Origin of the sequence: Pseudomonas sp. 09C 129 (assembly GCF_002843625.1) — a bacterium.
In the GTDB taxonomy this organism is placed as follows: Bacteria; Pseudomonadota; Gammaproteobacteria; order Pseudomonadales; family Pseudomonadaceae; genus Aquipseudomonas; species Aquipseudomonas chlororaphis.
In genome coordinates, this window is sequence record NZ_CP025261.1 from 5,632,415 (window position 1) to 5,645,753 (window position 13,339).

The window sequence follows — 13,339 nt, forward strand, 5'->3', positions numbered from 1 at the left end:
ATCGCGGGCCAGCCTCGCTCCTACAGAAGCAGGTTCAGGTGGCACTCAGGGTCACCCACAGCTCGGTATGGCGGGTGACGCGGATCGGCAAGGTGCGGGCTAGGCTGTCGAGGATCTGTTGCGGGTTGTCCAGGCGGAACAGGCCACTGACCCGCAACCCGGCGATGGCCGGATCCAGGCGCAACACCCCGCGTCGATACGGGCGCAGTGCCTCGACCACCTCCGACAGCGGCGTGTCGCGCAACTCCAGCAAGCCGTCGACCCAGGCCGTGGCACTGCCACGGCTCGGGCGCACCGGGCCGAAATGCAAGGCGTCGTAGGCCACCTCATGGCCACCGGGCAATTGCAGACGCTCGCCACCGCCCGCGGCGATGTCCAAGGGGCCGTTGAGGGCCGTGGCATGCCCCTGGCCATCGCGTTCGCGCACCAATAAGCGGTTGCCCGTGGCCTGGATCCGCGCCTGCGCGGTGTGGATGAAAAACGGTCGGGCCGGATCGCTGGCCAGGTTCAGCAGCACTTCGCCGTCCAGCAAATGCACCACCCGACGCTGGCGATCGAAATCGATGTTCGCCGCGCTCCGGGCATTCAGGCGCAATTCGCTGCCGTCCGGCAGGGTCAGCGACTGGCGCTGGCCGGTGCCGGTGTGCAGGTCCGCGGTCAGCTCGGCCAAAGGCAGGCCACGCTGGCTGACCAGCGCACCGGCGCCCAGGACCACCCCGGCGCCGAGCAAGGCCCGCTGCAGCACCTTGCGCCGACTGCTCGGCACGTTCAGCGCCCGCTGCAACAGCTCGCCATCGACGCCCTGGGCAATCGGCACCTGGAACACCCCAAGGCGGGTTTCCAGCTGGCGACACAGCTGCTCGTGCCGCGGATCCGCGTCGCGCCAGCGCTGGTAGGCACGACGCTCGGCCTCGCTGGCCTGCCCCGAATTCATCAGCACCCACCAGCGGGTGGCATCGTCGATCAGCTGTTCCCGACTCGGTTCGCGGCTCATGTCATTCCAGGCTCAGGCGCAGACAACGCTGGGCGGCCCGGGTCATGTAGTCGCTGACCGAACGTTGCGAAATGCCCAGTTGCTCGGCGATCTGCGGGTAGGTCAGGCCGTTGACCTGGGACAGCAGGAAGGTCGCCCTGACCTTGGCCGGCAGGCCGTCGAGCAGGCGGTCGATGGCCTCCAGCGCCTCGAGCATCTGCGCCAGGTCCTGGGGCGAGGGCTGCACGGTTTCCTCGTCATGCTGCAAGGCATCGAGGTAGGCCCGCTCCAGGTCGCGGCGGCGCCACAGCTGGTACACCAGGCGTTGCGAAATGGTGGTCAGCAGGGCCCGTGGCTGACGGATCGGCAGCACTTCGGGCCTGCTCAACAGCTGGACGAAGGTATCGGCGGCAATGTCTTCGGCGCTGGCATCCAGGGAGTGGTGCAGGTGGTAACGCAGGCGGCTGCACAGCCAGTCGTAATGACTGCGGAACAGGCCGCCCACATAGTCGCTGTGGGTGGTGTCGGCGCCGGACATAGTGGCTCCAATGAAGAAGGTTGCGCGGTATGTCCGGTGTTCCGGTGCGGCGATCCTAACAAGGAAGGCTTATTCTTTAATAATATTTAAATTTCATTTTTATAGAATTTTATGGAATTAAAAGAGAGGCCGCGCCTGATGCTTTTTTACCGGCCAAGCCGCCCTCCTGGGGCGCATCAACGTAGCCGCGCGTAACCCAGCTCTTCAGCTTCGCGCTGATAGTCGAGCAGGATCTGGTAGTCCGCCTCGGTGGCCGGCAACACCTCGCGCAGCCCCAAGGTTTCGGCCACCGCGGGCAGTGCCACCAGCGCCTGGTTCATCGCCGCGCGAATGCCTTCGGCCTGTTCCTCGCCAAGGCCGGCCACCCCGATATAGGGCAGGGTCGGGCTGAAGGCGCTGCGGGCGATCACCCGCAGGCCGGCCACCTCCTCCTCGGCATAACGCGCCAGGTAGGCGAAGGTCACGCTGTCGATGGCGGCCAGGTCGGCCCATCCTTCGCGCAGCCAGCGCAGGCTTTCCCGGTGGCTGCCGCTGATGCCGACACTGGCGAAAAACCGGCCGTCGCGCTGCAGCGGCGCGAGGCGCTGGCGCAGCAGGTTCATGCCGCTGTTGGAGTCTTCGCCATTGATCACCCCGCGACTGCCCCGCAGGGCCTGCAAGGTCCGGCGCGGGTCGTCGTCGCGACCGAGCAGCAGGCTGCAATGATTGCCGGCGGTGCTGTCCGGCAGCTCGTAACGCGGCCGGCCGATGACCCGGACCTGGCCGCGCAGGGCGGTCATCAGCGGGTAACCGCAGGTCTGGGTCAGCAGCAGGCGCGGCGACAGCCACAGTTGCATCAGGTCCAGTTCCCGGGCATCGAGCCGGTCACCTTCGAGGCGCTGCAGGATCGCCGCCAGCCACTGCTCATTGGCCTGGCGCACCGGCTCGGGGGCGACGTACATCAGCAGTTCGGCATAACAAGCGGTCATGGTTCAGGCTCTTCGGGCACGGCTACAGGGCGAAGGGATGTTCCGGGCTATCGATCGGCTTGAGGGCATGGCGCCGCAACAGCTCGCCATACCCCTGCACCACAAAGCCGCCGCTGCGCGCCTGCCATTGTTCGCGGCGCTGCCGATAGGCCCGTGGCAGGCAATACCACGGTAGCCCGGGAAAATCATGGTGCACCAGGTGCAGGTTGAGGTGCAGGAACAGCCAGCTCCAGGGCCACGCCGCTTCGTTGAGCACCGTACGCTGCTCCACCCGGGCATGGGGGCGGTGTTCGTAGTAGGAACGGACCATCGCCACCGACAGCGCCGGCACGCTCACCAGCAGCAGGTAATGCCAGACCGGCAACACACTGTAGCGGGCAATAAAGGCCAGCATCAGCAGGGTCAGCGCACCATGGGTCAGCCACATCAGCCAGGCCTGGCGTTGCCCCTGGCGCAGGCGCGCCCCTTCCTCCCGCGCCAGCGCCAGCAAGGCCAGGGGCGCGCCGAGCAGCAGCCGCCCCAGCAGGGTCTTGTTCAGCCAGTGCAGGCCCTGCTCGAACAGCGAACGGCTGTGCCATTGCCGCTGGCCCAGGTAACGGCTCTCCGGGTCGCGACCTGGCAGGGTCAGGTCTTCGTCACGGTGATGCTGCAGGTGGCTGTCGCGGTAGAGGGTATAGGGGTACCAGACGGCAAACGGCGCATAACCCAGCAGCTTGTTCAGCCACAGCCAGCGCGTGGGATGACCGTGCAGCAGCTCATGCTGCACCGACAGCCACAGCACCAGGATCGGAATCAGCAACAAGGTACTGGGCCACAGCCCCAGCAGCGGGCTGGCCAGCAGCACGGCGAACCAGCTGGTGCTGGTGCCGATCAGCAACAGCCAGGTGGGCCATTCGGTGCGGGCGCTGAAGCTCTGGCGCAGGGTGTCGATTTGTTCGCGGTGCAGCGGATCAAAGTAATGGGCCATGGCGCTACTCAGGACAGGGGCTGGCCGAGGGGCGAACCTTCGGCGTCTTGCTGTTCTGTGCAACGAGAAGGGGAAAACTTGCAGATCGATGGGTTATTTACTTAGAAGCAAAAACAAGGAAGCCCGCGGGGCGGGCTTCGCAGGGGATCAATGACCGAAAATATTGTGCTCGATCTTCTTGGCTTTCTTGTCCGCGCGCTTTTCATCGGCGGTCCGGCTGGGTTTTTTCTTCGCCGTCTTTTTGGCATTCATACCTTTGGACATGATGCACACTCCACTCGCAGGGGATCGTTCATCTGGTATACACCTATCCCGCGCACTTCGTACTTTTATAATCACCGCCCCGGCCCACCCTGCGAAAACCCATGCCCGACACCCAATACCTGCTGCTTGCCGACACCCTGCGACCGCTGCTGAACAAGTTCTATCGCGCCCACAATTCGCCAATGCGCGCGGCCGGGGAAGGGCAATCATGGGTGGCGAAACGCGGAGCGATCATTGCCGGGCTGAACCTCACGCCCATCGCCCAGGGCCACTGGCTGACCGGGCTGTTCGTCGACCCGGCCCATCGCGGCCAGGGCATTGCCGCGATGCTGGTCGAACGGGCACGCGCGCAGCTGCCGGGGCCGCTGTGGCTGTTTTGTCATCCGGACCTGCAAGCCCTGTACGAACGCATGGGCTTTGCCACCGCCCCCGCCCTGCCCCAGGCCCTGGCGGATCGCCTGGAGCGTTATCGCAGGAGCAAGAGCCTGATCGCCATGGGCATCGATCCTTTGGTCAGCTCGACCCGCGACAGGGTGTGATCGCGGGCCCTGGAGCGCGTGCCCGCCTCGGCGACAAACCGGTCTCCGGCAGGTCCATGAAACCGACACTTCTGGCTGTCTGTTTCAATCGTCGGCGTGGGGATCGAGGTCGGGGAACATCACTTCGGTAAAACCGAACTTGCTGAAGTCGCGGATCCGCGACGGGTACAGGCGGCCGATCAGGTGATCGCATTCATGCTGCACCACCCGCGCATGGAAACCCGAGGCTACCCGCACGATCGGCTCGCCCCTGGGGTCGACACCTTCGTAGCGAATGTGCTGATAGCGCTCGACCGCGCCGCGCAGCCCCGGCACCGACAGACAGCCTTCCCAGCCTTCTTCCAGCACCGGGCTCAAGGGCGTGATCAGCGGATTGATCAGGATGGTCTGCGGCACGGCCTCGGCTTGCGGGTAACGCTCGCTGTGCTCGAAACCGAAGATCACCAGTTGCAGGTCGACGCCGATCTGCGGCGCGGCCAGGCCGACCCCGCCGACGCTTTCCATGGTCTGGAACATGTCGTCGATCAGTTGCCACAGCTCGGGGCTGTCGAACATCTCGGGCGGCACCGGTGGCGCGATGCGCAGCAGGCGCTCGTCGCCCATTTTGAGGATTTCACGGATCATGATCAGACTTCGTCAGTGGTCGGCTTGAGCGAGTGGTCCCGGCCCAGTCCCGATACGTGTTGTTTGGGTTCGTCGTGCTCGCCGGGCACCCTTTCTCCAGGGTTCTTGCCGTCGGACGACATGTGCTCGATCGCCGCATTCATCTCGGCCCCCAGCAACAGCACTGCCGAGGAAATATAGAAGTACAGCAGCAGGACGATGATCGCTCCGATACTGCCATACATGGCGTTGTAGTTGGCAAAGGTCTTCACGTAGAAGGCGAAGCCCAACGAGGCGATGATCCACACCACCACCGCCAGCACCGAGCCCGGGGTGATGAAGCGGAACTCCTGCTTCACGTCGGGCATCACGTAGTAGATCAGCGCCACGGCGACCATCATCAGGATCACGATCACCGGCCAGCGCAGGATGGTCCAGACCGTGACGATGAAGTCTTCCAGGCCGACCTGCGCGGCGATCCAGCCCATCACCTGCGGCCCGAGCACCATCAAGGCCGCGGCCGCCAGGAGCATGCCGGCGATGCCGATGGTGTAGAAAATCGACAGCGGAAAACGTTTCCACAACGGGCGCTTTTCCACCACGTCATAAGCGGCGTTCATCGCGCTCATCATCAGCCGCACGCCGGCCGAGGCGGTATACAGGGCAACCACGATACCCACCGACAGCAGGCCGCCCTTGGATTGCTGCAACTGGTCGATCACCGGGTTGACCTGCTCCAGCGCCTGGGGCGGCAACACCAGTTCCGATTGCAGGCGCAACCAGGAGAAGAAGTCCGGCAGGTGCAGGAAACCGATCAAGGCGATCAGGAACAGGATGAAGGGGAACAACGAAAACAGCATCTGATAGGCCAGTGCCGAGGCGTAGGTCGACATTTCATCGTCGATGAACTCAGTGACCGTGCGCACCAGCACACGATGCAGGGGCAGGCCTTTCAAATTCGGCAAGAACATAGCGTCTCCTTTCGCCGCAAGAATTCAGGGTCGGTGGCGACTCAGGGGCCGTTTTGTACAACAAACTAGCCTAGTTTGGCGATTTTGAACCGTTTCGTCCTGTTTTGGTGCCATGGCCGATGTAAAAACGGCCATCCGCGGATGGCCGTCGTGTCGCAGTGCGAGCCAGTGAATCAGGCCTTGTCGATGGTCTTTTTCAACGCATCCTTGGCCTTGCCGAGGGCTTGCTGTGCTTCGCCTTTCTTTTCCTGAATCTTGCCTTCGGTTTCCAACCGATCGTTATCAGTCGCTTTGCCGACACCTTGCTTGATATGACCAACGGCCTCGTTGGCCAGGCCTTTTGCCTTGTCCGCTGTGCTGCCCATGGTGTTTCTCCGTAGATCCATAGATCCGTAGAACAATCGAGGGTTTGGGGTCCTGCCCTGAGGTTGACCCAAGGCCCTTGCGCGGAGTTTCAATTATTTTCAGCGGGGCATTTCATCGCCTTATTTGCCCGCCGCACGCAGGTTGCGCTTTATGTTTGGCGACCAACCCACGAGAATGCGCAACGTATTCAGGCACTGCGCTGAAGATCCAATCCCGTAGGAATGTTATGAAACTCGATAAAAAGCTGGCCATCGCCCGCCGGAACCAGGAACTGGGCGGTGCGGTGCTGGGCGTCAACAACTGCCACTTCGCGGAACTGAGCCGCAGCCGCAATATCTGGTGGTTCGATCTGCCGGTCGGCCGCCTGGCCATCGGGCAGTACGAATGGGTCCACCTGCTGCTGTACACCCCGAGCACCGACCAGTTGCTGCACCTGAAAGTGCCGACCCTGTTCCTGCGGGAGAAGCTCGAAGGCCTGGTGGTACGCAACGCCGGCAAGCGCAAGGCGGCCCTGAGCCTGGAACTGAGCGCCGACAAGGACTCGTTCCTCAAGGACGTACGCCCCGCCGGCACCGGCGTGAACTTCGCGCAGTTCCAGCAGTGATCCACTTGTAGCCGCTGCCGCAGGCTGCGCAAGGTCCGCAGGACCTCCTGCGCCGGCAAGAACAGCGCCCTCTGCGAGGTCGATCGCAGCCTTCGGCAGCGGCTACACAACCCCCCAATAAAAAGCCCCGCGGATGCGGGGCTTTTTGTTTGCCTGGTGTGTTACTTCTTCACGCCCAGCTTCTTCAGCTCTTCGTCGCGCAATTCGCGACGCAGGATCTTGCCGACGTTGGTGGTCGGCAGCGCATCGCGGAACTCGACGGCCTTGGGCACCTTGTAGCCGGTGACGTTGGCGCGCATGTGCTCCATCACTTGCTCCTTGGTCAGGGTCACGCCCGGCTTGGCGACGATGAAGATCTTGATCGACTCGCCCGACTTCTCGTCCGGCACGCCGATCGCCGCGCACTGCAACACGCCCGGCAGGCCCGCCAGCACGTCTTCCAGCTCGTTCGGATAAACGTTGAAACCGGAGACCAGGATCATGTCTTTCTTGCGATCGACAATGCGGATGTAGCCATCAGGCTGGATCAGCGCGATATCGCCGGTCTTCAGCCAGCCGTCGCTCATCACCTCGTCGGTGGCGTCCTGGCGCTGCCAGTAGCCCTTCATGACCTGCGGGCCCTTGACGCACAGCTCACCGATTTCGCCCAGGGGCAGCTCGGTCCCAGCGTCGTCGATGATCCGGCACAGGGTCGACGGCACCGGGATGCCGATAGTGCCGATCTGGATATTCTGGATCGGGTTGACGGTGGCCACCGGGCTGGTTTCGGTCATACCGTAACCTTCGCAGATCGGGCAACCGGTCACGTCTTTCCAACGCTCGGCCGCCGCCAGTTGCAGCGCCATGCCGCCGGACAGGGTGACTTTCAGCGCCGAGAAATCCAGCTTGCGGAAGGCTTCGTTGTTGCACAGGGCGACGAACAGGGTGTTGAGGCCGACAAAACCGCTGAACTTCCACTTCGACAGTTCCTTGACCATCGCCGGCAGGTCGCGCGGGTTGCTGATCAGGATGTTGTGGTTGCCGATCAGCATCATCGCCATGCAATGAAAGGTGAAGGCATAGATGTGGTACAGCGGCAGCGGGGTGATCAGGATCTCGCACCCCTCATTGAGGTTGGAGCCCATCAGCGCCTTGCACTGCAGCATGTTCGACACCAGGTTGCGGTGGGTCAGCATCGCGCCCTTGGCCACGCCGGTGGTGCCGCCGGTGTATTGCAGCACGGCGACATCGCTGCTGGCCGGGTTGGCGTCCTTGACCGGCTGGCCGTGGCCCTGGCTCAGCACGTCGTTGAACTTGACGGCCTTGGGCAGGTGATAGGCCGGCACCATCTTCTTCACGTACTTGATGACGCTGTTGATCAGCAGGCGCTTGAGCGGTGGCAGCAGGTCCGCCACTTCGGTGACGATCACATGCTTGACGCCGGTCTTGGGCACCACGGCTTCGGCCAGGTGCGCCATGTTGGCCAGGCAGACCAGGGCCTTGGCGCCGGAGTCGTTGAACTGGTGTTCCATTTCCCGCGCGGTGTACAGCGGGTTGGTGTTGACCACGATCAGGCCGGCGCGGATGGCGCCGAATACCGCGACCGGGTACTGCAGGACGTTGGGCAGTTGCACGGCGATTCGATCGCCGGGTTGCAAATCGGTATGCTGTTGCAGGTACGCGGCAAAAGCACCGGACAGTTCGTACAGCTCACCGTAGGTGAGTGTCTTGCCGAGGTTGCTAAAGGCCGGTTTGTTGGCAAAACGTTGGCAGGACTGCTTCAACACCGCCTGAATATTCGGATACTCGTCTGGATTGATATCGGCAGCAATCCCAGCTGGGTACTTATCCTTCCAAAAGTCTTGGATCATGGAAGCCCACTCCTCAGCAACGCGAATTCGTCAGCGCATTTGATGCGATTATTATTTGTGTGTGTTTTTTATTGATGTCTATTGTTGGTGAGTCTGGCTGTCTACATAGGCCGAGAAGTCACAAAGCGCGCCGAGAGTAGCAGCTTTGCCAAAGGCCGCCTAGAGCCAAAATCGGCCCAAACAGTCACTTTGGTGACTCAAGAATATTCAATAGTCACTTTTAGAGTAAAAATCCTATCTAGCCATGCAAGGCTCTGGAATGGGTTTTTCGACCCTTCAAAAGCATCGCGAGCAAGCTTCGCTCCTACAGGAAGTGTACGGATCCCTGTAGGAGCGAAGCTTGCTCGCGATAGCCGCGCTATAGCGCGGGACTGTTACATGCGGTGAAACATCAGGCGATGTCGCGCAACTCCCGGCGCAGAATCTTGCCTACCGGCGTCATCGGCAACGACTCACGCAACACGATGTGTTTCGGCACCTTGTAGCCAGTGAAGTTTTCCTTGCAGTAGGCCTTCAGCTCTTCGAGGCTGACCCCTGACTCGCGGGCCACCACGAACAGCTTCACCGCCTCCCCCGAACGCTCGTCCGGCACGCCGATCACCGCGCAGTTGGCGACTTTCGGGTGGGCCATCACCACGTCCTCGATTTCATTGGGGTACACGTTGAAACCCGAGACGATGATCATGTCCTTCTTGCGATCGACGATGCGCACGAAGCCATCCGGATCGATCACCGCGATATCGCCGGACTTGAACCAGCCCTCGGCATCCAGCACCTCCTCGGTGGCCTCCGGCTTCTGCCAGTAGCCTTTCATGATCTGCGGCCCCTTGATGCACAGTTCGCCGCGCTCGCCCAGCGGCTGCTCGACGCCCTCATCGTCGATGACCTTGAGGGTCGTGCCCGGCACCGGCAAGCCCACCGAGCCCAGGCGCGACTGGTCGCCGTAAGGGTTGGTGCAGGCCACGGGCGAGGTTTCGGTCAGGCCGTAGCCTTCGGTGATGCGGCAACCGGTCACCTGCGTCCAGCGCTCGGCGGTGGCCTTGACCAGCGCCGTGCCCCCGGAGTTGGTGAGCTTGAGATTGGAGAAGTCGAGGTTCTTGAACTCGGGATGATCCATCAGCGCGGTGAACAGCGTGTTCAGCCCCAGCAGCGCCGAGAAGCGCCACTGCTTCAGCTCCTTGATGAAACCGCCGATGTCCCGTGGGTTGGTGATCAGCACGTTGTGGTTGCCGGTGACCATCATGCACATGCAGTTCGCGGTGAAGGCATAGATGTGGTACAGCGGCAGCGGCGCGATCATCACCTCCTGGCCTTCACGCAGCAGCGGATGGCCGTCCGGCCCCAGTTGCCCGAGGCAGGCACGGGCCTGCTGCATGTTGGCCACCAGGTTACCGTGGGTCAGCATCGCGCCCTTGGCCAGCCCCGTGGTGCCGCCGGTGTATTGCAGCACGGCGACGTCGTCCAGGCGGGCGTTCAAAGGCTTGATCGGCTGGCCACGGCCCAGGCGCAGCGCGCTCTTGAAGGAAACGGCCTGGGGCAAGCGATAGGCCGGCACCATCTTCTTGACCTTGTCGACCAGGGTATTGACCAGCCAGCCCTTGGCGGACGGCATCAGGTCGCCCATCTTCGCCTCGATCAGGAACTGGATATCGGTATCGGGCAGCACCTCCTCGACCTTCTGCCCGAACAGGTTCATGTACACCAGGGCCCGCGCTCCGGAATCCTTGAACTGGTGGCGCATTTCCCGGGTGGTGTACAGCGGGTTGGTGTTGACCACGATCAGCCCGGCGCGCAAGGCGCCGAACACGGCGATCGGGTAATGCAGGACATTGGGCATCTGCACCGCGATACGATCGCCCGGCACCAGGTCGGTACTGCTCTGCAGATAACCGGCAAAGGCCGCGCTGTAGCGTTCCAGCTCGGCGTAAGTCATGGTCACGCCCATGTTGCTGAAGGCCGGGCGGTCGGCGAATTTCTTGCAGGAACGCTCGAACACCTCGATCACCGACTTGTAGGCACCCAGATCGATATCGGTGGGCACTCCGGCCGGGCGTTTGTCATTCCAGAAATCAGGCTGCATTGTTCTTGTCCTCTTTAACCTGAGCTGTCCGGGCCGCTTCTCTCACGCTACGAAAGGCGGGGCTCTGCGGACGTTAGCAGCTATGGCGGATAGGGCAAATAAGGCCGGGCGCGTCATTGATAACGTGAATCTTGCCGCCATGGCGCGCGCGGATCGGACGGGGCCGCGACGATGAGCTATACAATGCAACGACCCCGTGCAAAGACCCCGTGCAAAGGAATCGCCATGATCCACCACTCTTTCTGGCTGACCGCGAGCGACCACAGCCAGCTCTACGTCAACCAGTGGCTCCCGGCGGCCCCGCTCAAGGCCGTGATCCTGCTGGCCCACGGCATGGCCGAACACAGCGGGCGCTACGCCAGGCTGGCAGAGGCGCTGTGCAATGAAGGCTACGGGGTCTATGCGCTGGACCTGCGCGGCCACGGTAAGACCGCCGAGCACGGGGTACTCGGGCACTTGGCCGACGATGATGGCTGGTGCAAGGTGGTCGGCGACCTGGCCAGCCTCAACCAGCACATCGGCCAGCAGCACCCGGGAACCCCGATCGTGCTGCTGGGCCACAGCATGGGCAGCTACATCGCCCAGGCCTACCTGCTGCACCACAGCGCCAGCCTCGACGGGGCGATCCTCAGCGGCTCGAATTTCCAGCCGGTGGCGCTGTACCGCGCGGCTCGCCAGATCGCCCGCTTCGAACGCTGGCGCCAGGGGCCCCTGGGACGCAGCGCGTTGATCGAATGGCTGTCCTTCGGCTCGTTCAACAAGGCCTTCAAACCCAACCGCACCGCCTTCGACTGGCTCAGCCGCGACCCCGACGAAGTCGACAAATACGCCCACGACCCGCTCTGCGGCTTTCGCTGCAGCAACCAGCTGTGGGTCGACCTGCTGGGTGGCCTGCAGCAAATCAGCAAGGCCTCCAACCTGGCCCAGATCGATCCGGGCCTGCCATTGCTGGTGATCGGCGGGGAATGTGATCCGGTGAGCAATGGCATACGTCTCAAGGATCTGGCCGGTGCTCTGCGCGAGGCCGGCAGCCAGTGCCTGCAGCTCACGATCTACCCGCAGGCGCGGCACGAATTGTTCAATGAAAGCAACCGCGACGAAGTGACTGCCGATGTACTGGCCTGGCTCGACCAGGCCCTGCGGCATCGCCGACCGCCGAAGACTGAATGACCCTGTTTCAAATCGATATACCAATCAACGCTCAGCACAGGACTTGAGAGAGATGACCCAGGTTACCAACACCCCGTACGAAGCCCTCGAAGTCGGCCAGACCGCCAGCTACAGCAAGCATGTGGAAGAGCGTGACATCCAGCTGTTCGCCGCCATGTCCGGCGACCACAACCCGGTGCACCTGGACGCCGAATTCGCCGCCGCCAGCATGTTCAAGGAGCGTATCGCCCACGGCATGTTCAGCGGTGCGCTGATCAGCGCCGCGGTGGCCTGCGAGCTGCCTGGGCCGGGCACCATCTATATCGGCCAGCAGATGAGCTTCCAGAAGCCGGTGAAGATCGGCGACACCCTGACCGTGCGCCTGGAAATCCTCGAAAAACTGCCGAAGTTCCGCGTGCGTATCGCCACCCGCGTGTTCAACCAGCGCGATGAGCTGGTGGTGGACGGCGAAGCCGAAATCCTCGCCCCACGCAAACAGCAGACCGTCACCCTGCCGACCTTGCCGGCCATCAATATCGGCTGAACCGCCCTGTAGCCGCTGGCGCAGCCTCGCAGGCTCGGCAGCGGCTACAGGCGGGATTAGCGCCCCCCCTCCTCCACCTGCACGCTCGCCGTCATCCCGGCGCTCAGGTTGACGCCTTCGGGCACCTTGTCGAGCCTGATGCGCACCGGAATCCGCTGCGCCAGGCGCACCCAGTTGAAGGTCGGTTCCACCTCCGCCAGCAGTTGCCCGTCCGGCGTGGCGTTGCGGTCGGTGATGCCGCGGCTGATGCTTTCCACATGCCCCTGCAAGGCTTCTCCAGCGCTCATCAGCCACACCTTGACCGGGTCGCCGACCTTGATCCGCGGCAGTTTGGTTTCCTCGAAATAGGCCTGCACGTAGAACGTCGAATCGTCGATCAGGGCCATCACCGATTGCCCGGCGTTCACATAGTTGCCTTCGGCCAGGCGCAGGTTGGTGATGTGCCCGCTGCGCGGCGCGCGGACCTGGCTGCGTGCCAGGTTGAGTTCGGCGACCTTGGCGTCGGCCTGGGCCTGGCGCAGCTCGCCACGGGCCACCCCGGCATTGATCTGCGCGTTTTCCCGCAGCTCGGCGCTGATCGCCTGCGGGCCTAAGCTGGCCCGGCGGCTGGCTTCGTGCTCTTTCAGGCTGAGTTGCTGCTGGCGGGTCTGCACCACCGCCTGGGCCTTTTCCAGCGCCGCCTCGAAGCGGTCGCGGTCGATGCTCAGCAACAGGTCGCCGGCCTTCACCGCCTGGTTGTCATAGGCCTTGAGTTCACGCACCCAGCCCGACACATCGGGGGCGACTATCACCACGTCGGCGCGAATCCGCGCATCCCGGGTCCAGGGCGTGAGCATGTAGTACTGCCACAGATGAAAGCCGGCAAACAGCGCCGCAGCCACCAGGCACAAAGTAAAAGCGATACGCACGGAGGCACGCATGAA

General features: G+C 63.0%; 14 protein-coding genes. 4 read left to right on the plus strand and 10 right to left on the minus strand.

What is annotated here, in order from left to right; all coding sequences use genetic code 11:
* Positions 1–34 precede the first annotated feature (34 nt).
* The 4 genes from CXQ81_RS25110 to CXQ81_RS25125 form a co-directional block, all read right to left on the minus strand.
* Positions 35–994, minus strand: coding sequence for a FecR domain-containing protein (locus tag CXQ81_RS25110; RefSeq protein ID WP_101338860.1), 960 nt, complete (start codon positions 992–994; stop codon positions 35–37).
* 1 nt (position 995) lies between these two features.
* A complete protein-coding gene (locus CXQ81_RS25115; protein WP_007925101.1) occupies positions 996–1,511 on the minus strand; it encodes a sigma-70 family RNA polymerase sigma factor in 516 nt (171 codons plus the stop codon).
* 176 nt (positions 1,512–1,687) lie between these two features.
* The gene (locus tag CXQ81_RS25120) at positions 1,688–2,479 is read right to left on the minus strand and encodes a phosphate/phosphite/phosphonate ABC transporter substrate-binding protein (RefSeq protein ID WP_101338861.1); all 792 of its coding nucleotides are present in this window, start codon (positions 2,477–2,479) and stop codon (positions 1,688–1,690) included.
* 22 nt (positions 2,480–2,501) lie between these two features.
* A complete protein-coding gene (locus CXQ81_RS25125; protein WP_101338862.1) occupies positions 2,502–3,446 on the minus strand; it encodes a fatty acid desaturase in 945 nt (314 codons plus the stop codon).
* A gap of 365 nt (positions 3,447–3,811) precedes the next feature.
* Between CXQ81_RS25125 and CXQ81_RS25130 the strand changes: the two genes are divergently transcribed.
* Entirely contained in the window at positions 3,812–4,249 is a 438-nt protein-coding gene (locus CXQ81_RS25130) for a GNAT family N-acetyltransferase (protein WP_007925097.1), read from the plus strand.
* A gap of 84 nt (positions 4,250–4,333) precedes the next feature.
* On the opposite strand, the gene def is transcribed toward CXQ81_RS25130, so the two are convergent.
* The 3 genes from def to CXQ81_RS25145 form a co-directional block, all read right to left on the minus strand.
* On the minus strand, positions 4,334–4,873 hold the full coding sequence (gene def, locus CXQ81_RS25135) for a peptide deformylase (protein ID WP_007925095.1): 540 nt from the start codon (positions 4,871–4,873) through the stop codon (positions 4,334–4,336).
* Positions 4,874–4,875: 2 nt separating this feature from the next.
* Complete coding sequence (locus CXQ81_RS25140; RefSeq protein WP_101338863.1) at positions 4,876–5,823, minus strand: YihY/virulence factor BrkB family protein; 948 nt, start codon at positions 5,821–5,823, stop codon at positions 4,876–4,878.
* A gap of 173 nt (positions 5,824–5,996) precedes the next feature.
* Entirely contained in the window at positions 5,997–6,188 is a 192-nt protein-coding gene (locus CXQ81_RS25145; protein ID WP_053262347.1) for a CsbD family protein, read from the minus strand.
* A 227-nt stretch (positions 6,189–6,415) separates the two neighbouring features.
* Here CXQ81_RS25145 and CXQ81_RS25150 point away from each other — a divergent pair, with 227 nt between their 5' ends.
* Positions 6,416–6,793 (plus strand): hypothetical protein, encoded by a 378-nt coding sequence (locus CXQ81_RS25150; protein WP_007925090.1) that lies wholly within the window; start codon positions 6,416–6,418, stop codon positions 6,791–6,793.
* Positions 6,794–6,954: 161 nt separating this feature from the next.
* On the opposite strand, the gene fadD1 is transcribed toward CXQ81_RS25150, so the two are convergent.
* Both fadD1 and fadD2 read right to left on the minus strand, forming a co-directional pair.
* Positions 6,955–8,643 (minus strand): long-chain-fatty-acid--CoA ligase FadD1, encoded by a 1,689-nt coding sequence (fadD1, locus tag CXQ81_RS25155; protein WP_009045218.1) that lies wholly within the window; start codon positions 8,641–8,643, stop codon positions 6,955–6,957.
* Between the two features lie 391 nt (positions 8,644–9,034).
* Complete coding sequence (gene fadD2, locus CXQ81_RS25160; protein ID WP_101338864.1) at positions 9,035–10,723, minus strand: long-chain-fatty-acid--CoA ligase FadD2; 1,689 nt, start codon at positions 10,721–10,723, stop codon at positions 9,035–9,037.
* A gap of 225 nt (positions 10,724–10,948) precedes the next feature.
* Here fadD2 and CXQ81_RS25165 point away from each other — a divergent pair, with 225 nt between their 5' ends.
* Both CXQ81_RS25165 and CXQ81_RS25170 read left to right on the plus strand, forming a co-directional pair.
* On the plus strand, positions 10,949–11,893 hold the full coding sequence (locus CXQ81_RS25165) for an alpha/beta hydrolase (RefSeq protein WP_101338865.1): 945 nt from the start codon (positions 10,949–10,951) through the stop codon (positions 11,891–11,893).
* Positions 11,894–11,945: 52 nt separating this feature from the next.
* The gene (locus CXQ81_RS25170) at positions 11,946–12,416 is read left to right on the plus strand and encodes a MaoC family dehydratase (protein WP_007925083.1); all 471 of its coding nucleotides are present in this window, start codon (positions 11,946–11,948) and stop codon (positions 12,414–12,416) included.
* A 56-nt stretch (positions 12,417–12,472) separates the two neighbouring features.
* Here the strand turns inward: CXQ81_RS25170 and CXQ81_RS25175 are convergent, their stop codons facing one another.
* Positions 12,473–13,336 (minus strand): HlyD family secretion protein, encoded by an 864-nt coding sequence (locus CXQ81_RS25175; protein ID WP_053262350.1) that lies wholly within the window; start codon positions 13,334–13,336, stop codon positions 12,473–12,475.
* Between the last annotated feature and the right edge of the window lie 3 nt (positions 13,337–13,339).

Bases quoted from the DNA above. Each gene is read 5' to 3' on its own strand.
- CXQ81_RS25110 (WP_101338860.1), bottom strand. From the start codon at position 994: ATGAGCCGCGAACCGAGTCGGGAACAGCTGATCGACGATGCCACCCGC.
- CXQ81_RS25115 (WP_007925101.1), bottom strand. From the start codon at position 1,511: ATGTCCGGCGCCGACACCACCCACAGCGACTATGTGGGCGGCCTGTTC.
- CXQ81_RS25120 (WP_101338861.1), bottom strand. From the start codon at position 2,479: ATGACCGCTTGTTATGCCGAACTGCTGATGTACGTCGCCCCCGAGCCG.
- CXQ81_RS25125 (WP_101338862.1), bottom strand. From the start codon at position 3,446: ATGGCCCATTACTTTGATCCGCTGCACCGCGAACAAATCGACACCCTG.
- CXQ81_RS25130 (WP_007925097.1), top strand. From the start codon at position 3,812: ATGCCCGACACCCAATACCTGCTGCTTGCCGACACCCTGCGACCGCTG.
- def (WP_007925095.1), bottom strand. From the start codon at position 4,873: ATGATCCGTGAAATCCTCAAAATGGGCGACGAGCGCCTGCTGCGCATC.
- CXQ81_RS25140 (WP_101338863.1), bottom strand. From the start codon at position 5,823: ATGTTCTTGCCGAATTTGAAAGGCCTGCCCCTGCATCGTGTGCTGGTG.
- CXQ81_RS25145 (WP_053262347.1), bottom strand. From the start codon at position 6,188: ATGGGCAGCACAGCGGACAAGGCAAAAGGCCTGGCCAACGAGGCCGTT.
- CXQ81_RS25150 (WP_007925090.1), top strand. From the start codon at position 6,416: ATGAAACTCGATAAAAAGCTGGCCATCGCCCGCCGGAACCAGGAACTG.
- fadD1 (WP_009045218.1), bottom strand. From the start codon at position 8,643: ATGATCCAAGACTTTTGGAAGGATAAGTACCCAGCTGGGATTGCTGCC.
- fadD2 (WP_101338864.1), bottom strand. From the start codon at position 10,723: ATGCAGCCTGATTTCTGGAATGACAAACGCCCGGCCGGAGTGCCCACC.
- CXQ81_RS25165 (WP_101338865.1), top strand. From the start codon at position 10,949: ATGATCCACCACTCTTTCTGGCTGACCGCGAGCGACCACAGCCAGCTC.
- CXQ81_RS25170 (WP_007925083.1), top strand. From the start codon at position 11,946: ATGACCCAGGTTACCAACACCCCGTACGAAGCCCTCGAAGTCGGCCAG.
- CXQ81_RS25175 (WP_053262350.1), bottom strand. From the start codon at position 13,336: ATGCGTGCCTCCGTGCGTATCGCTTTTACTTTGTGCCTGGTGGCTGCG.